This window comes from Actinomadura gamaensis (assembly GCF_042652125.1).
Taxonomy (GTDB): Bacteria; Actinomycetota; Actinomycetes; order Streptosporangiales; family Streptosporangiaceae; genus Spirillospora; species Spirillospora gamaensis.
Genome location: NZ_JBHSIT010000004.1, coordinates 537,645 through 555,121, shown reverse-complemented (window position 1 = coordinate 555,121; position 17,477 = coordinate 537,645). Strand labels below are relative to the sequence as shown.

Genomic DNA, 17,477 nt, shown 5'->3' with positions numbered 1-17,477 from the left:
CCGAGCGGGCCGAGGGGCCGAGACTGACGGGCCGAGCCGGTCGAGCCTGACGGGCCAGCCGGGCGAGCGGAGCCGGGCGAACCTGACCGGCTCGGTGGGCTATCTCACTCCTTCTGGGACGGGTCGGCCGTCCGGGTCGTGCCGTTCGACTCCGGCGCGGCGACGGGCTCGCCGGGCGCGGGGACCGCGGGCTCGACCGCCGGGGCCTCGGCAGCGGACGGGACGGTGGCCGCGGTCGCCGCCGGGGCCTCGACGGGCGGGGCCTCCGCACCGGCCATCTCGCCGATCGGGTCGGCGCGCCGCTTGGAGACCACGATCGCGGCGACCACGACGGCGACGGCGACGAGCGCGACCAGCACGCGCAGCCAGGTGTTCCCGGCGTAACGGACGACGGCGTCCGCGACCAGCAGCGCGACCAGGTTCATCACCTTGATCAGCGGGTTGATCGCGGGTCCGGCGGTGTCCTTGAACGGGTCGCCGACGGTGTCGCCGATCACGGTCGCGGCGTGCGCGTCGGAGCCCTTGCCGCCGAGCTTGCCCTCCTCGACCAGCTTCTTCGCGTTGTCCCAGGCGCCGCCGGAGTTCGAGAGGAACACCGCCATGAGCACGCCCGCGGCGATCGCGCCGCCGAGGTAGGCGCCGAGCGGGGCGTAGCCGAGCGCGAACCCGACCGCGATCGGGGTCATGATCGCCAGGAGTCCGGGGGTGGCGAGCTCGCGCTGCGCGTCCCGGGTGCAGATGGACACGACGCGGTCGTAGTCCGGCTCCTCGGTGCCGTCCATGATGCCCGGCTTGGTGCGGAACTGGTTGCGGACCTCGACGACGACGCGTCCGGCGGCCCGTCCCACGGCCATGATCGCCAGGCCGGAGAACAGGAACACCACGGCGGCGCCGATGACCAGGCCGATCAGCACGTTCGGGTTGTCGATGGACAGCGAGAACACCTTGAACGTGCCGAGCGCGTCCTTCGCCGAGGGCGAGGCGTGGTCGAGCGCGTTCACCACGGTCGTCCGGAACGAGCCGAACAGCGCGGTCGCGGCGAGGACGGCGGTCGCGATCGCGATGCCCTTGGTGATCGCCTTGGTGGTGTTGCCGACCGCGTCGAGCCGCTCCAGCACCGCGGCGGCCTCGCCCTGGACGTCGCCGGACATCTCGGCGATGCCCTGCGCGTTGTCGGAGACCGGGCCGAAGGTGTCCATGGACACGATCACGCCGACCGTCGTGAGCAGGCCCGTCCCGGCCATCGCCACGGCGAACAGCGCGACCGTGGTGTTGCCGAAGCCGAGCAGGAACGCGCCGTACACGGCGGCGGCGATCACCAGCGCGGTGTAGACGGCCGACTCCAGGCCGAGCGAGATGCCGGAGAGGATCACGGTCGCGGGGCCGGTGCGGGCGCTTCCGGTCACCTCCCGGACCGGTTTCCGGTTGGTCTCGGTGAAGTAGCCGGTGAGCAGCTGGATCGCGCTGGCCAGCACGATCCCGATCAGGACGGCGCCGAGCGCGACCCAGCGCGGGTCGGCGTCCAGGCCCCTGATCTTGGCGTCGGTCACGCCGTGCAGGTCGCCGAACGAGGACGGCAGGTAGCTGAACGCCGCGATCGCGACCAGCACGGCCGAGATGATCGCGGAGAGGAAGAAGCCGCGGTTGATCGCCGACATCCCGGACCGGTCCCGGGCCCGCGGCGCGACCGCGAAGATGCCGATCACCGCGGTGATCACGCCGATCATCGGGACCAGCAGCGGGAACACCAGGCCCTCGTTGCCGAACGCGTTGGTGCCGAGGATCAGCGCCGCGACCAGCATGACCGCGTACGACTCGAACAGGTCCGCGGCCATCCCGGCGCAGTCGCCGACGTTGTCGCCCACGTTGTCGGCGATCGTCGCGGCGTTGCGCGGGTCGTCCTCGGGGATGCCCTGCTCGACCTTGCCGACCAGGTCGGCGCCGACGTCGGCGGCCTTGGTGAAGATGCCGCCGCCGACCCGCATGAACATGGCGAGCAGCGCGGCGCCGAACCCGAAGCCCTCCAGCACCTTCGGCGCCTCGCCCTTGTAGGCGAGGACGACCACGGCCGCGCCGAACAGGCCGAGGCCGACGGTGAACATGCCCGCCACGCCGCCGGTGCGGAACGCGATGCGCATGGCGGTCCGCTCGCCGCCCTGCGGGTCCCTGGCCGCGGCGGCGACGCGCACGTTGCCGCGCACCGCCAGCCACATGCCGGTGAAGCCGGTGACCGCCGAGAACAGCGCCCCGACGACGAAGAAGACCGATCGGCCGATCCGCTCCCCGGTGCTGTCGGCGGGCAGCAGGAGCAGCAGGAACGGGATGACGACAACGAAGATCGCGACCGTGCGGAACTGGCGCTTCAGGTAGGCGAGCGCGCCGACCTGGACGGCCCGCGCGATGGACTGCATCTTCGCGGTGCCCTGGCCGGCGGCCAGCACCTCTCGGACGAGTCCTGCGGCGACGGCCAGTGCCAGCAGCGCGACCACGGCGACGACGACGACCAGGGTGAGGTCGCCGCCGCCGAGATCGACGTCTGCGCCTTTCGCAACGGCCGGGCTTGACAGGGAAAGCCCAGACATCCGTCCTCCTCGAGCAGGGGCGTGGCGATCCGGATCGTCCGAACGGACGATCTTTACCGCGTACCCCGCGAGCGGCCGGTTCAATGTCTCCGAGGAGGGACGGGCCCCCTGCACCCCTCGGCGGCAACGCCGAATCAGTCACTGCGCACGGCTACACGGGTGCCGGGAGTCTACGCAGGTGACGACGTCTTTGAGAAGACCGTCCGGCATCGCTCGATCACGCGCTGGAAATGCAATACCCACAACTCCGGCTTTTGCTCCCGCGCGCTCGGCCTCGTCCGTCCGGGCAGGTCAGCGAGGGTAAGATTTCTCTTACCCTCAGGCCATATTCTCGCCCCGTCGCCCTCGCGAGACTCAAGCTTCCCACTTATAGACGCCCGAAATCGATAATTGATCTTCGACCGATATCCGGAGCGGGTGAAGATCGTCAAAAGAACGATCTCATAACCGTTCCCCCCGCGCGTCACAGGGGTCCCCTTGTTCACATCCGTTCACATCTTTCCCGTATTCGGCAATCGCACCGTGACGCGCAGACCACCCCCTGGATTCGGGGACGCCTCCGCCGTTCCGCCGTGCGCCACGGCCACCGCCCGGACGATCGAGAGGCCGAGCCCGCTGCCCCGGTCCGACCGCACCCGCTCGGCGCCCAGCCGCCGGAACGGCTCGAAGATCGTCTCGGTCTCGTAGGCCGGGACGACCGGCCCGGTGTTGGTCACCGTCAGCTCCGTCCAGCCGTCGTGCACGCCCGTCATCACCCGGCACGTCCCGCCGGGACGGTTGTGCCGGACGGCGTTCTCCACCAGGTTCTGGACGAGCCGCTCCAGCAGCACCGGATCGCCCGTCGTCGGCGCGGACGCCAGCTCGCCGCGCACCGTGATCTCCCGCTCGGCCGCCTCCCCGTTCGCGGCCGACGCGAGGTCCACCACGTGCCGGGCGACGTCGGCGAGGTCCAGCGGCGACCGCTCGGTCACCTCGTTCTCGCCGCCGGCCAGGGTCAGCAGCCCGTCGATCAGCCGCTCGTGCCGCTCGTTCACCACCAGCAGCGACTCGCCCAGCCGCCGCACGTCCTCGGACGCGCCGCGCCGCCGCACCGCCACGTCCACCAGCGTCCGGTTGATCGCCAGCGGGGTGCGCAGCTCGTGCGAGGCGTTCGCGACGAACCGGCGCTGCCCGTCGAACGCCCGCGACAGCCGTCCGAGCATCGTGTCGAAGGTGTCGGCCAGCTCGCGCACCTCGTCGCGCGGGCCGTCGTAGCCGATCCGCTCGGTCAGGTCGTGGCTGCGCGCCACCCGCCGCGCGGTCTCGGTGATCCGCTGGACGGGCCGCAGCGCCCGGTCGGCCATCAGCCAGCCGAGCCCGAGCGCCGCCAGCGCCACCAGGCCGAGCGCGATCGCGCCCTGCGTCAGCACCGAGTTCAGCGTCGCCTTCTGGAAGTCGTCGGCCGCGCCGCCGACCTTCTGCCTCTGGAAGAAGATCGCCGCCTTCGTCCCCTCGAAGCCCGTGCCGAGCGCGGCGCTCTCGTCCTTCCCGCCGACGAGGACCCGCGTCTGCGGCTGCCGCTCCCCGAGCGTCACCGGCTGCTGATCCGCGGGCGACTTGGACTGCTGCCCTGCCGGCGCTTGCGGCTGCTGGCCGGCGGGCGACTTGGGCTGTTGGCTTGCGGGCGCCTGCGGCTGCTGGCCGGCGGGCGACTTAGGCTGTTGGCTTACGGGCGCCTGCGGCTGCTGGCCGGCGGGGGCCTGCTGCGGCGGTGGGGTTGCGGACGTTCCGGTCTGGGGACGGCCTCCCTGCGGGACTTGCAGGAGGGTCAACGCGTCCGGTGTCCCGCCCGGCATGGGCGCACGCGCGCTCGGCACGTGCGCGGCCGTCACGATCTGGTTGACGAGCTGCCCGCGCGGCCCCTGCAAGCTGTTCTGGACGAGCACGTACGTGAGCGTGAGCAGCACGATCCCCGCCACGACGAACATGCCGCCGTACAGGAGGGTCAGTCGCGCGCGGATCGTCGGTCTCATGGAATGCGGTACCCCACTCCCGGGACGGTCTCGATGACGGCCGGTTCCCCGAGCTTGCGGCGCAGCTTCATCAGGGTCACCCGGACGGTGTTGGTGAACGGGTCGGTGTGCTCGTCCCACACCTTCTCCAGCAGGCGTTCGGCGGAGACGACGGCGCCGTCCGCGCGCAGCAGCTCGGCGAGCACCGCGAACTCCTTGCGCGCCAGGCGGACGTAGCGGCCGTCCCGGAACACCTCGCGGTGGGCCGGGTCGAGCCGGATCCCCGCGCGCTCGAACGTCGGCGGATCCGCCGGCCGGACGCGGCGGGCCAGCGCGTGCACGCGGGCGATCAGCTCCTCGAACGCGAACGGCTTGGGCAGGTAGTCGTCCGCGCCGATGCTCAGCCCCTCCACCCGCGCCGGGACGGACGAGGCGGCGGTCAGCATCAGCACCCGCACCTGCGCCGCCGACTCCACGACCGCCCGGCACACCTCGTCCCCGTGCACGACCGGCAGGTCCCGGTCGAGCAGCAGGACGTCGTACTCGTGAACGCCGAGCCGTTCGAGCGCGGCATCGCCGTCGTACACGACGTCCACCGCGATCGTCTCGGCGCGCAGCCCCTCCGCGATCGAGTCGGCGAGCATCCGCTCGTCCTCGGCCACCAGCACCCGCACGGCCCGTCCTCCTCCGCCCGTCCCGCTCCGCTCGTCCCGATCCTCCGGGACGAGCGTGTTGGATGAGCCGTAATGTCCGCATAACGCGATGCGGTTACGGCACGGTTATCGGCCGCCCGCTGAACTTCTCGTCGACCGCCGGGACGGTCCCGGCGCGGACGAGGAGACTGACCATGCGCACTCCACGGCTCACCGGCCTGCTGCTGGTCCCGGCCCTCGCCTTCGGCCTCGCGGCCTGCGGAGGCGGCGGCTCGGGCGACAAGGTCGCCGACCAGACGGCGAAGAAGGCCGACGAGACGACCAGGATGCGGGACTTCGCCAAGTGCATGCGCGAGCACGGCGTAGACATGCCCGACCCCGACGCGGACGGCCGGGTCACGATGCGGTTGTCGAAGGGCCCGGGCGGCGGCAACGGCGGACTCGGCGACGACTCGCAGATGAAGGCGGCGCAGAAGGCCTGCCAGCACCTCATGCCGAACGGCGGCAAGCCGCGCAAGATGAGCCCGCAGGACCTCGACAAGGCCCGCAAGCTCGCCCGCTGCATGCGCGAGCACGGCGTCAACATGCAGGACCCCGGCCCGGACGGCAGGATCGAGATCAAGGCCACCGGCGGCCCCGGCAAGAGGGAGGCCGGGACCGGTCCCGACTCCGACCCCAAGTTCAAGGCCGCGCAGGACGCCTGCAAGCAGTACCAGCCCGGAGGGCCCAAGTGAGGCGGTCCCGCGCGGTCGCGCTGGGCGTCCTCGCCCTGGCGGCCGTCGGCGGCGCGGGCTTCGCGACGGCCGGCCTCGGCGGCGGGCACGGGTCCGGGTCGTCCGGCGGGCCGAAGGTGCCCGCGACCGCGTCCGTCGAGCGGACGACGCTCACCGAGACGCAGAAGGTGGACGGGACGCTCGGCTACGGCGACACGACGTCGCTGTCGGCGGCGTCCTCGGGAGGAGGCGGCGGCGGGCGGGGCGGCTCCGGTTCCGGCGGCGGAACGATCACCTGGCTGCCGTCCCCGGGGGCGAAGATCGCGCGCGGGGAGGCCGCCTACCGCGTGAACAACCGCCCGGTGCCGCTGCTGTACGGCAAGCTGCCGCTCTACCGCACCCTCAAGGCCGGGGTCACCGGCTCGGACGTCCTCCAGCTCGAACGCAACCTCGCCGCGCTCGGCTACGGCGGGTTCGACGTCGACAAGGAGTACACGTCCGCGACCGCCGACGCCGTCCGCGAGTGGCAGGACGACATGGGCATGGACGAGACAGGACAGATCGCCCCCGGCACGGTCGTCGTCGCGCCGGACGAGATCCGCGTCGCCGAGCGCCGCGCGCAGGTCGGCGACCGCGCGAGCGGCCCGCTGCTCACCTACACCGGCACCACCCGCGTCGTCACCATCGACCTCGACGTCAAGTACCAGCGGCTCGCCAAGATCGGCGCGACCGTCTCCATCGACCTGCCCGACGGCGGCTCCACGAAGGGCACGATCAGCGACGTCGGCAAGGTCGCCACCCAGGCGAAGGCCGACCAGCCGACGACCGTCAAGGTCACCGTCGAGGTCGGCCGCCGGCGCTCGCTCGGCGGCTACGACAAAGCCCCGGTGGAGGTCTACCTGACCGCGTCGCGGCACTCGTCGGTGCTGGCCGTACCGGTCGGCGCGCTCGTCGCCCTGCCGGGCGGCGGCTACGGCGTCCAGGTCGTCTCCGGGCCGTCCGCGCCGGTCCGGACGGTCAAGGTCGACACCGGCGTCTTCGCCCAGGGCGAGGTCGAGGTCACCGGCTCCGACATCGCCGAGGGCACCAAGGTGGTCGTCCCCGCATGAGCGTCCACGAGAACTCCGCCACGCACACCGAACCGGGTTCTGTGGACGACGCGTCCCGCACCCGAACGCTGCCCGAAGAGATCGAGCCCGAGACCGAAGGCACGGAACCGGCCCTGGCCGGCGCGGGCCTCGCGGTCGTCGAGCTGCGCGAGGTCACCAAGACCTATCCGGGCGGGGTGACCGCGCTGGACGCCGTGTCGCTCACGATCTCGCCCGGCGAGTTCGTCGCGGTGGTCGGGCCGTCCGGCTCGGGCAAGTCCACGATGCTGCACCTGCTCGGCACGCTCGACCTGCCCGGCTCCGGGACCGTCCTGTTCGAGGGACGGGACGTGTCGCGGCTGTCCGACCGGCGGCTGTCCGCGCTGCGCGCCCGCCGCATCGGGTTCGTGTTCCAGCAGTTCCACCTGGCCGCGGGCGTCCCGGCCCTGGAGAACGTCGCGGACGGCCTGCTCTACGCGGGCGTCCCGCCGTCGCGCCGGCGGGCGCTCGCCCGCGAGGCCCTCGAACGCGTCGGCCTCGGACACCGCCTCGGACACCGCCCGCACCAGCTCTCCGGCGGCGAGAAGCAGCGCGTCGCCATCGCGCGCGCCGTCATCGGCGACCCGGCGCTCCTGCTGGCGGACGAACCCACCGGCGCCCTCGACACCGCGTCCGGAACCGTCGTCCTCGACCTGCTGCGCGAACTGTCCGCGACCGGAACCACGGTCGTCCTGATCACCCACGACCGCGACATCGCCGCCCGCGTCCCCCGGCGCGTCACCATGCGGGACGGCCGCATCGTCCACGACACCGCGGAGCCCCGCCCATGACCGAAACCCGGCAACGCCCCCTCACGCGCGGACGCCCCACGAGACACGGACGCCTCAGGGGGCGCGGAGGCCCCATGAGGCGCAGAGGTCTCATGAGGCGCAGAGGTCTCATGAGGCGCGGACGACCGGCGGGACGCAGGCTGGAGCGGACGGGCCGGCTCGGCCCCCGCGACATGCTGCGGGTCGGGGCGGCGGGCCTCCGGACGCGCCCGCTGCGGGTGGTCCTGTCCGCGCTCGGCATCGCGATCGGCATCGCCGCCATGATCGGCGTCGTCGGGATCTCGACGTCCAGCCGGGCCCAGCTCCAGACCACCCTGGACCGCCTCGGCACCAACCTGCTGACCGTCACGCCCGGCCGCGACTTCTTCGGCGACAACGCCAAGCTGCCGCTCACCGCCCCCGGCATGATCGGACGGATGCCGGACGTGTCGTCCGCCGCGGCCACCGGCAAGGTCTCCGACACGCACGTCTACCGCAACGACCACATCGACCCCGAGGAGACCGGCGGGATCGCCGTCCTGGCCGCCGACCTGCGCCTCCCCGCGACCGTCGGCCTCACCCTCCGCTCCGGCACCTGGCTGAACGCGGCGACCGGCCGCTACCCCGCCGTCGTCCTCGGCTCCGCCGCCGCGGATCGGCTCGGCGTCACGGGCCCCGGCGTCCAGGTGTGGCTCGGCGGACGCTGGTTCACCGTCGTCGGCGTCCTCGCGCCGAACGCCCTCGCGCCCGAACTGGACTCGTCCGCGCTGGTCGGCTGGGACGCGGCCGTCTCCCGCCTCGGCTTCGACGGCCACGCCACCACCGTCTACACGCGGGCCGCCAAGAACGCCGTCGAGCGCGTCCGCGACCTGCTCGCCGCGACCGCCAACCCGGAGTCGCCGAACGAGATCGAGGTGTCCCGGCCGTCCGACGCCCTGGCCGCCGAGCACGCCGCGAACCAGACCTTCACGGCGCTCCTCCTCGGCCTCGGCGGCGTCGCCCTCCTCGTCGGCGGCGTCGGCGTCGCGAACACGATGGTTATCTCCGTCCTGGAACGCCGCGCCGAGATCGGCCTGCGCCGCGCCCTGGGCGCCACCCGAGGCCAGATCCGCCTCCAGTTCCTGACCGAATCCCAGTTGCTGGCCGCCCTCGGGGGCGTCGGCGGCGTCGCCCTGGGGGCCTTGGTCACCTTCGGCTTCGCCGTCGCCCAGGACTGGCCCACCGTCGTCCCGCCCTGGGCCATGGCGGGCGGCCTGGCCGCCACCCTCCTCATCGGCGCCATAGCCGGCCTCTACCCCGCCCTCCGGGCCGCCCGCCTCCCCCCGACCGAAGCCCTCACCACCCCTTGAGCCGCGATCAGCGCGCGCCGCTACGGCCGCCCCGGACCGGACCGGGCGACACGGACCGGACCGGGCGACACGGACCGGTTCGCGGACATGCGAAAGGCCCCGTCCCTGATGGGACGGGGCCTTTCACGATCTCCGGCTCCGGGGGGCGCGGCCGGTCAGTTCGCGGGAGCCGCTGGATGCTCGGCCGGCCAGCTCATCCGGATCTGGACGCCCTTGGGGGTGTTCGAGATCTCGACGTCATCGGCCAGTCCGGCGATGACGGCGAGGCCCAGATCGGCGTCCCCGGCGAGGGCGAGCTCCAGGCTGTCGTCCGGGCGCGGCGCCGAGGGGGGCTCGCCCGCCGCGTCGTCCGCCGGGACGGAGTCGCTGACGATCACCTGGAAGCGGTGGTCGGCACCGCTCAGCTCCAGCCTTACCGGTTCATCGGGACAGTGCAGACGGTGTGCCTCCACCGCCCGCGAGCACGCCTCCCCGACCGCCAGCCGGACCTCGTCCATGATCGTCTCGTCGACGCCGCTCCGGCGTGCGACGGCGGTGACGATCAGACGGGCCGTCCGGACGTGCACGGGCAGCGCGCTGAAAGAGAGTTCGACGGTCGCCATCTCTCTGACAGGCCGCCTACTTGGCGCCCTTGCGCTTCTCCTCGGCCTCGGCGATCGTCTTGTGAATGCCGAAGACCTTGGTCAACCCGGTGATGCGGAAGATCTTGAGGATCCGCTCCTGGGTGCAGACGAGCTCCAGCGAACCGTCGTGCGCCCGCACCCGCTTCAACCCGCCGACCAGGACGCCGAGGCCGGTCGAGTCCAGGAACTCGACCTTCTCCATGTCCACGAGCAGGTGGAACTTGCCCTTGTTCACCAGGTCGATCAGCTTCTCGCGAAGCTTGGGGGCCGTGTAGACGTCGATCTCGCCTTCCACGGTGATGACGGTCAGGCCGTCATCGGTGGTGTAGTCGTTCACCTTCAGGTCCACAGGTCCTCCAGCGCCGTGCAGCGAACTAGCACTCCGCACGCCCCGATCCCCCGGATACGGCCGGTTTCGGGACGGCGGAACTCCGTCGAGATTCAACCACGCTCCGCCACCCTGCAGGCAGGTTATCGCCTACTGGGACGAAAGTTCGCGCCATCACGTCTGACCTGGTGATCTGCCGGTCATGGCACGGGGAAGCCAGCCTCCGGCGGCGGGGCGTTCCAATGGTTGTCCCCAGGCTGGCACACTGAAAACCTCATGTCCGGCCAAAGATCTTTCTCACCCCTGGACCGCCTCCTGGCCGACCCCTCCCGGCGTGGGCGGATCACCCATGTCCAGCGCGTTCCCGCACGTCAGGGCCGCCGTGCGGGCTGGCCGTCCTGGGCTCCGCAGCCCCTGCTCGACCGCCTGCGCGCCGCCGGCATCGAGGCCCCCTGGGCCCACCAGACCCGCGCGGCCGACCTCGCCCACGCCGGCCACTCTGTGATCATCGCCACCGGCACCGCCTCCGGCAAATCCCTCGCCTACCTCCTCCCGTCCATAGCCGCGATCTACACCGACTCCACCGTCCCGGCCCCCCGAACTCCCACGAACACCTCACACCTCGCCCCCGCGCCGTTCGCCCCCGTGACCCAGACCACGCCCCCCGCGCCGGACGCAGCCCAAGCCCAGAACGCGGACACCGCCCGCGAGGCCGACCGAGGCTCAAGTAACGCCCAAAGCGCAAGCGCAGCTATACGCCCAGGCGCCTCGCAGCCTGAAGAGTCAGGCTCAGGCGCGCTGACGGACAGCCAAGGCGCGACGCCCACCCAAAACACGACAGCCAGCCAAAGCACGACGCCCCGCCAAAGCACGACAGCCGGCCAGAGCACGACGGTCGGCAAGAGCTCGGCGGTCGGCCAGAACGCAACGGCCAGCCCCAGCGCGACGGACGAGCAGAGCGCGACGGGCAGCCGGGCCACAACGGGCAGCCAGGCCGCGTCGGACGCGCAGGGCACGACGGAGGGGCGTAAGGGCGCCGCCGGGCGGAGCGCGGCCGGGCGTGGACGGTTCGCCGGCGAGGGGACCGTCCTCTACCTGTCGCCGACGAAGGCGCTGGCGGCCGACCAGCTGAGGGCCGTGCGGGCGCTGCATCTGCCTCGCGTCCGGGCGGCGACCTACGACGGGGACACGCCGCGGGACGAGCGCGCCTGGGTGCGGCAGCACGCCAACTACGTGCTCACCAATCCGGACATGCTGCACCGGTCGATCCTGCCCGCCCATGCACGCTGGTCGGGGTTCCTGCGCCGCCTCCGCTACGTGATCGTGGACGAGGCGCACGGATACCGAGGGGTATTCGGCTCACACGTCGCGCAGATCATCCGCCGCCTGCGCCGCATCTGCGCCCGGTATGGCGCGTATCCGACGTTCATCCTGGCGTCCGCGACGACGTCCGAGCCCGCGACCGCCGCGTCCCGCCTCACCGGCCTGGACGTGATCGCGGTGGACGACGACACGTCGCCGCGCGGGCCCGCGACCTTCGCGCTGTGGGAGCCGCCGCTGACCGACCTGCGCGGCGAGCACGGCGCGCCCGTCCGCCGCACCGCCACCGCCGAGGCGGGCGACCTGCTCGCCGACCTGGTCGTGGAGAACGTCCAGACGCTGGCGTTCGTCCGCTCCCGCAAGGGCGCGGAATCGGTCGCGCTCGGCGCGAAGCGCGCGCTGGAGGAATCGGCTCCCGAACTCGCCGGACAGGTCGCCGCCTACCGCGCCGGATACCTCCCCGAGGAGCGCCGCGCCCTGGAGGCGTCCCTGCGATCGCGCGAACTCGTGGGCCTGGCCAGCACGAACGCGCTCGAACTCGGGGTGGACGTCTCGGGCCTGGACGCCGTCCTGGTCTGCGGCTGGCCCGGCACCCGCGCCTCGCTCTGGCAGCAGGCAGGACGCGCCGGACGTTCCGGCCAGTCCGCCCTGACCGTTCTGGTCGCCCGTGACGACCCGCTGGACACCTACCTCGTCCACCACCCCGAGGCGATCTTCGGCACTCCCGTCGAGGCGACCGTCCTGGACCCGGACAATCCGTACGTCCTCGAACCGCACCTGTGCGCGGCCGCCGCCGAGCTCCCCCTGACCGACGCCGATCGCGCGCTCTTCGGCCCGACCACCGACGAACTGCTCCCCGACCTCGTCCGCCGCGGCATGCTGCGCCGCCGACCCGCGGGCTGGTACTGGACGCGCCGCGACAACCCCACCGACCTGGCCGACATCCGCGGGGCCGGCGGCGCGCCCGTCCAGGTGGTCGAACTCGCCACCGGCCGGCTCCTCGGCACCGTGGACGAGTCGTCCGCGCACACGACCGTGCACGACGGCGCCGTCTACATCCACCAGGGCGAGTCCTTCGTCGTCCAGACCCTCGACCTGGACGACTCGGTCGCCCTCGTCGAAGCCGCCGAACCCGATTACTCGACGACCGCCCGCGACGTCACCGACATCCGCATCGTCGAGGAACTCCGCTCCACCCCGTGGGGCGAGGCCCGCCTGCACTACGGGACGGTCGAGGTCACACACCAGGTCGTCGCCTACCAGATGCGCCGCCTCCAGACCGGCGAGATGCTCGGCGAGAAGCCTTTGGACCTTCCCCCGCGCACCCTCCGAACCCGCGCCGTCTGGTGGACCCTCTCCGCCGACCAGGTCGACCGCCTCGGCGACCTCGACCTCGCGGGCTCCGCACACGCCGCCGAGCACGCCTCCATCGGCCTGCTCCCCCTCTTCGCCACCTGCGACCGCTGGGACATCGGCGGCGTCTCCACCGCCGTCCACCCCGACACCGGCCTCCTCACCGTCTTCGTCTACGACGGCCACGAAGGCGGCGCCGGCTTCGCCGAACGCGGCTACCGCGACGCCCGCGCCTGGCTCACCGCCACCCGCGACGCCATCGCCTCCTGCGAATGCGACTCCGGCTGCCCCTCCTGCATCCAGTCCCCCAAATGCGGCAACGGCAACGAGCCCCTGGACAAGCAAGGCGCCCTAACCCTCCTAGCCGAACTCCTCCCCCCAACCCCCTAACCACCGCCGCACACCCCCTCCGACCGCCCTCCCCGAACGCGTACGACTGCGATCTCCGAAACATCCCCCTCCGGACGCCAGCCCGCCCCAGCACGCACGGCAAGGCATGCCAGCGGCCCCCGCTGGCCAGCGCCCGCCCAAAACGCGAAACCACCCCGCCGCGCCCCCACCCAGTGCTGCGCCTCGGCAGCCTGCCCATCAACTGAGCCCCGCCCCGAGTGAGCTCTCCTCCAGGTGAACTCTGCACCCGGCCAGCTCCGCACCGAGCGAACTCGGCTCCCGGGTCGGCTCTTCCCCCCCGAATAAGCTCCGCGCCGGTCGCCTCCGCACCGCCCCGGCTCCACACCAAGCGGGCTCCGCCCCAGGTGAGCTCCCCGCCGAGCAGGCTCCGCACCGGGTCCGCTGCGCACCGTGTTGGCTGCGCACCGTGTTGGCTGCGCGCCGAGTGGGCTTCGTGTCGAGCGGGGCTCCACGTCGGGGGCTATGCGTCGGGTGGGCTACTTCTCCCGGCGTCGGCTCGGCCGGAGCGACGGCCCCCGGTGTTCGCGACCGAGCACCGGGCCCGCCTCTGCGCCGAGCAGGGTCCACGCCAGGGGAGCTTCCCCCCGGCCGCTTCTCGCCGGGTTGGGTCCGCACCGGGTCGGCTCTGCGCCGAGCCGACTCCGCACCAGCCGAACTCCCACTGGACCGGCTCTTTGCCGAGTGGGCTATGCGTCGGGTGGGCTACTTTTTGCGGCGGCGGCCTCGGCCGGAGCGACGGCCCTTGGTGTTCGCGTCCGAAGCGGCCTCATCCTGGGCGGACGCGGTGGGCGCATCGGGGATGCCCGCGACGGCCGACTCGATGCTGAAGATGTTGTGCTGCACGCGCGGGCGCGTCCCGGCGTCCGGAGTGCCCTGTCCTCCGCTCGGACGGGGCGCGTCGGCGGTCGGGCCGTTGGACGCCTTGTCCGCCGTTCCAGCAGCCGCGCTGGTCACCGGACCGTCGAACAGCCCACCCTTGGAAACGCCGGGAACGCCGGCCGTTGGGCTTTGGGGCGCGCTCGCCGTGGGGGCGGAGGCGCCGGGCGTCGGGTCGGCGGGAAGACCGGGCACGGGAGCAGTCGGCTTGGCCGCCGATGCGACGGAGCCGTCAGTCGCCGGGCCGGTGGCAGATGTGCCTGCCGGGCCACTGGGCAGCTTGCGGGTCGGGTCGCTGGAGAGCGGTCCAGCCGGACGGCCGCCCGCACTGTTCCCCTTGTCGGCGACGCGGCCATCGGCATTACCCGGGCGCTTGCCCAGTCGGGCCGGACGTCGGGACGAGCGACGCGCGCCGCTGGGGTTGGCCGCAGCCCCCTGGACAACGCCCGGCATACCGTTCGCGTTCTTCGAGGCGTCGCGACCTGCCACTCCGAGGGCCGCACCAGGCATGGCATCGACTGCGGTCGCGGTACCGGCGGTAGCCGCGCCCGCGAGCGGCGCTGCGGACGATCCGTCGGCAGCCGGGGTGAGGACGGCGGTCTTGGCCATCGCCTCGGCCTGCGCGATGTGCTGCTGAGCCTTGCGCACGCGGCTGCGTCCGGAACCGCTGCGAGCGAGTCGGGCCGCCATGCCCTTCTCGCTCACTCCGGCCTGGGCCGTGCGCAGCCGGCGCGTCCAGGTGCCGAGGTGAGCGGCGACGACGAGCAGGATGAGCGCGATGCCGATGCTGCGTCCCCACGCGAGCTGGGTGGACGCGGCGGCGTTCATGGCCTTCGGGGACGACTGGTTGGACGCGACCTGCGGCGTCGGGTAGGCGAAACCCGGCGTCGCGTCGGACGGCTGGACCGACGGCAGCGTGACCGGCGACTGGTTGTTGAACGGCGTCAGCGGGGTGTTCCCGTTGGTGCCGCCGCCACCCGGATTCGTGGTGCCGGGCGGAACGCTCGTGTTCGGGCCGCCGTTGCCGCCTCCGCCACCGCCTCCGCCGACGGACACGGTCGTCGAAGCAGGCGAGGACGAGACCGAGCCGCCGAGGCCGTTCGATCGGCGGGCCTGGACCTGCACCGAGACACTGCCGCTGCCAGACCCCACCGGAATCGAGGCGGAGCAACTGGAGCCCGAGCAGAGGCTGGAGACACTGCCGCTCGTCGAACCGGCACCGGACGCCGACACGGAGTAACCCGTCAAGTCGTCCTCGTACCCGAGGTTCCAGCTCACTCGGATCTTGCCGCCGGAGACGGACGCCGAGACGCCGCTCGGCGCTGCGGGCGCGATCCGGACCGTGAAGCTGCTGGACGCGTAGACGTGCCCGGTCTGGGAGCCCTTGAGGTAGACGGTGTAGCGCCCGTTGCGGTTGAGCGAGAGCGGGGCCGAGAGCGAGTGGTCGAACACGCCGCCGGACGTCAGGAAGCTGTCGCCCGAGCCGGGGATCTTGGCCCGGAGCTGCATCTGGAACGCGAAGTCGTAGTGCGCCCGGACGGACACCTGGGAACCGCTCGTGATCACGCTGCCGTTCTGCGGCGCGACGATGCCCGTGGACGCCCCGGCCGACAGCGTGCCGACCACGGGGAAGGCCATCGCAAGGGGCGTCGCGAGAGCGATCACGCCGATCCTGCGAATCCTCGTCACAGCCTCATACCTCCAACAGCTCCCGGCCGGACGCACCGTCCGCGCAGCCGAGCCCGTCTGGGGGTGTCCGGCCTCGGGAGGGGCGAGGGGCCGTAGCAGCCACCGTTTCACGCGATAACTCTGGGCTTACGGCAGCGTAACGTACTACTTGGTAGCGAAAGTCACGGAAGGGTGACAAAGCGACACGACTTCGGCCTCACCGGCCTCGGCCGTCCTTCCGGACCTCTATTGACATCTGGTTCAAGAGTCGAGTCCCGTCAGGGTACGCCGTCCAGTCCCACAGGACCAGCCCTGGCCCGCGCCGCGACCCGAACCCCGTGAATCCCGAACGGCAGCCGCACCACGACGTCCGCCGAGACCTCGATGATCCTCCCACGCACCAGGCAGGACGCCACCCGGCCCCCGGAATCCGCCGCCACTCCCCGCGCCGCCCGGCAGGCGGCCTCCTCTCCCTCGCTCACTCGCCGAGCCGCCGCCAGCGCCCCCAGATCAGCCGCCGCCTCCACCCGATGCCGCGCCACCCGCACACCTCCCACCACCATCGCCGCCACCCCGACCATCCAGATCACCCCCATGAACGCCAGCACCCACACCGTCCCCGCCCCACGATCCCCACCCCTCCCGTGCCCTCCGTCCACAAGCCGCCTGTCCACACGCCTCCCCTCCAGCCACCTTTCCGCCCGCACCCCTTTTCGCCCGCGTAGCTCCAGCCCACACACCTCCCGTCCGCGCACCTGCGCCCCGCACAGCTCCGCCCCGCACACCTCGCCCCGCACACCTCCGCCCCGCACACCTGCGCCCCGCACAGCTCCCCTCCGCACACCTCCGCCCACGCACCCCCCTTCACCGCCTCGGCGCCCTTGCCAGCAGGACCCCAGAGCACCGCTCACCCCGTCCAGCCTGAAACGCTCGGGCCCAGGGACACACGAACGCGCCATTGGCCTCGCCGTCCAGAGCGACAGGCTCCGCAATCGAGGGCGACCGACGGCCCCGGTGTGGAGGCCGGGCCGGAAGGCGTCCGCTTATCGGGATTGCTTCAGGGCCCGGCTTGCGATTCCGGGTTGTCCTGCCCTCCCGGCTCGGTCTCCGCGTCCGCATGAGCCTGGACGCCGAGTGGCGGCAGACCCGTGAGGGCCGGCGGGCGGACGGCAGCGGAGACCGTCACTCGCACGGAGTCGGTGTCGCGTTGGACGGTGATCGCCGCCCCTCGGGGAGCCGATCTGCCCACTTGGGCTCGGACGGCGTCGAGGTCCTCGCCGCGTGCGGCGGCGCGGGCTCCGGCGCGGGCCGCGTCCACACAGGACATCTGGGTGGAAGCGGCCGCCACGGCCCACAGCGCGAGCACCGTGACGAGGACCAGGGCGGGCAGCGCGACCGCGATCTCCGCGGTGGCCATGCCACGGTCGCACTGCCGCCGCATGGTCACTGCGCCAACTGGAGGGCCTTCTGGATGATCCCTAAGAGCGCCTTCTGCACCTCCGCACTGGTCACGATCTTGTAGAGCAGGCCGGCGAACGCGGTGGCGGCGATGGTGCCGACCGCGTACTCGGCCGTGGACATGCCCGCGTCGCGCGCGACCCGGCACCGGCGCTGGAACGCCCGAGCAATGGTTCTCATCGTTCTCTCCTTCCGTTTGGACGCCTTTCACGTCTTGTAATCAGCCTGATACACACCGAGGTGGGTCACCAACCT

The 17,477-nt window shown here is 72.4% G+C and carries 14 protein-coding genes; 5 read left to right on the top strand and 9 right to left on the bottom strand.

The window, feature by feature from the left end:
- Positions 1-104 precede the first annotated feature (104 nt).
- From ACFPCY_RS16715 to ACFPCY_RS16705, 3 genes are all read right to left on the bottom strand, one after another.
- The gene (locus tag ACFPCY_RS16715) at positions 105-2,582 is read right to left on the bottom strand and encodes a sodium-translocating pyrophosphatase (RefSeq protein ID WP_378256086.1); all 2,478 of its coding nucleotides are present in this window, start codon (positions 2,580-2,582) and stop codon (positions 105-107) included.
- A gap of 491 nt (positions 2,583-3,073) precedes the next feature.
- Entirely contained in the window at positions 3,074-4,594 is a 1,521-nt protein-coding gene (locus ACFPCY_RS16710; RefSeq protein WP_378256084.1) for a sensor histidine kinase, read from the bottom strand.
- Positions 4,591-5,247: a response regulator transcription factor gene (locus ACFPCY_RS16705; protein ID WP_378256083.1), complete on the bottom strand. Its 657-nt coding sequence runs from the start codon at positions 5,245-5,247 to the stop codon at positions 4,591-4,593. The genes ACFPCY_RS16710 and ACFPCY_RS16705 overlap by 4 nt, the downstream gene beginning before the upstream one ends.
- A gap of 173 nt (positions 5,248-5,420) precedes the next feature.
- Between ACFPCY_RS16705 and ACFPCY_RS16700 the strand changes: the two genes are divergently transcribed.
- From ACFPCY_RS16700 to ACFPCY_RS16685, 4 genes are all read left to right on the top strand, one after another.
- Positions 5,421-5,960 (top strand): hypothetical protein, encoded by a 540-nt coding sequence (locus tag ACFPCY_RS16700; protein ID WP_378256081.1) that lies wholly within the window; start codon positions 5,421-5,423, stop codon positions 5,958-5,960.
- Positions 5,957-7,048 carry a peptidoglycan-binding protein gene (locus ACFPCY_RS16695; RefSeq protein WP_378256079.1) on the top strand — a complete coding sequence of 364 codons (1,092 nt, stop codon included), beginning with the start codon at positions 5,957-5,959 and terminating at the stop codon, positions 7,046-7,048. Before ACFPCY_RS16700 ends, ACFPCY_RS16695 begins: the two co-directional genes overlap by 4 nt.
- On the top strand, positions 7,045-7,857 hold the full coding sequence (locus ACFPCY_RS16690) for an ABC transporter ATP-binding protein (RefSeq protein ID WP_378256077.1): 813 nt from the start codon (positions 7,045-7,047) through the stop codon (positions 7,855-7,857). The genes ACFPCY_RS16695 and ACFPCY_RS16690 overlap by 4 nt, the downstream gene beginning before the upstream one ends.
- Positions 7,858-7,967: 110 nt before the next feature.
- On the top strand, positions 7,968-9,185 hold the full coding sequence (locus ACFPCY_RS16685; protein ID WP_378256074.1) for an ABC transporter permease: 1,218 nt from the start codon (positions 7,968-7,970) through the stop codon (positions 9,183-9,185).
- 155 nt (positions 9,186-9,340) lie between these two features.
- Here the strand turns inward: ACFPCY_RS16685 and ACFPCY_RS16680 are convergent, their stop codons facing one another.
- Both ACFPCY_RS16680 and ACFPCY_RS16675 read right to left on the bottom strand, forming a co-directional pair.
- Entirely contained in the window at positions 9,341-9,787 is a 447-nt protein-coding gene (locus tag ACFPCY_RS16680) for an ATP-binding protein (protein WP_378256072.1), read from the bottom strand.
- 16 nt (positions 9,788-9,803) lie between these two features.
- Entirely contained in the window at positions 9,804-10,157 is a 354-nt protein-coding gene (locus tag ACFPCY_RS16675) for an STAS domain-containing protein (RefSeq protein ID WP_026412268.1), read from the bottom strand.
- A gap of 255 nt (positions 10,158-10,412) precedes the next feature.
- Between ACFPCY_RS16675 and ACFPCY_RS16670 the strand changes: the two genes are divergently transcribed.
- Positions 10,413-13,199 carry a DEAD/DEAH box helicase gene (locus tag ACFPCY_RS16670; RefSeq protein WP_378256070.1) on the top strand — a complete coding sequence of 929 codons (2,787 nt, stop codon included), beginning with the start codon at positions 10,413-10,415 and terminating at the stop codon, positions 13,197-13,199.
- A gap of 723 nt (positions 13,200-13,922) precedes the next feature.
- Here the strand turns inward: ACFPCY_RS16670 and ACFPCY_RS16665 are convergent.
- The 4 genes from ACFPCY_RS16665 to ACFPCY_RS16650 form a co-directional block, all read right to left on the bottom strand.
- The gene (locus tag ACFPCY_RS16665) at positions 13,923-15,761 is read right to left on the bottom strand and encodes a hypothetical protein (RefSeq protein ID WP_378256068.1); all 1,839 of its coding nucleotides are present in this window, start codon (positions 15,759-15,761) and stop codon (positions 13,923-13,925) included.
- Between the two features lie 281 nt (positions 15,762-16,042).
- On the bottom strand, positions 16,043-16,723 hold the full coding sequence (locus ACFPCY_RS16660) for an Rv3654c family TadE-like protein (protein ID WP_378256066.1): 681 nt from the start codon (positions 16,721-16,723) through the stop codon (positions 16,043-16,045).
- A gap of 98 nt (positions 16,724-16,821) precedes the next feature.
- Positions 16,822-17,181: a TadE family type IV pilus minor pilin gene (locus ACFPCY_RS16655; protein WP_378256063.1), complete on the bottom strand. Its 360-nt coding sequence runs from the start codon at positions 17,179-17,181 to the stop codon at positions 16,822-16,824.
- A gap of 26 nt (positions 17,182-17,207) precedes the next feature.
- Positions 17,208-17,402: a DUF4244 domain-containing protein gene (locus ACFPCY_RS16650; protein ID WP_378256061.1), complete on the bottom strand. Its 195-nt coding sequence runs from the start codon at positions 17,400-17,402 to the stop codon at positions 17,208-17,210.
- Positions 17,403-17,477 lie beyond the last annotated feature (75 nt).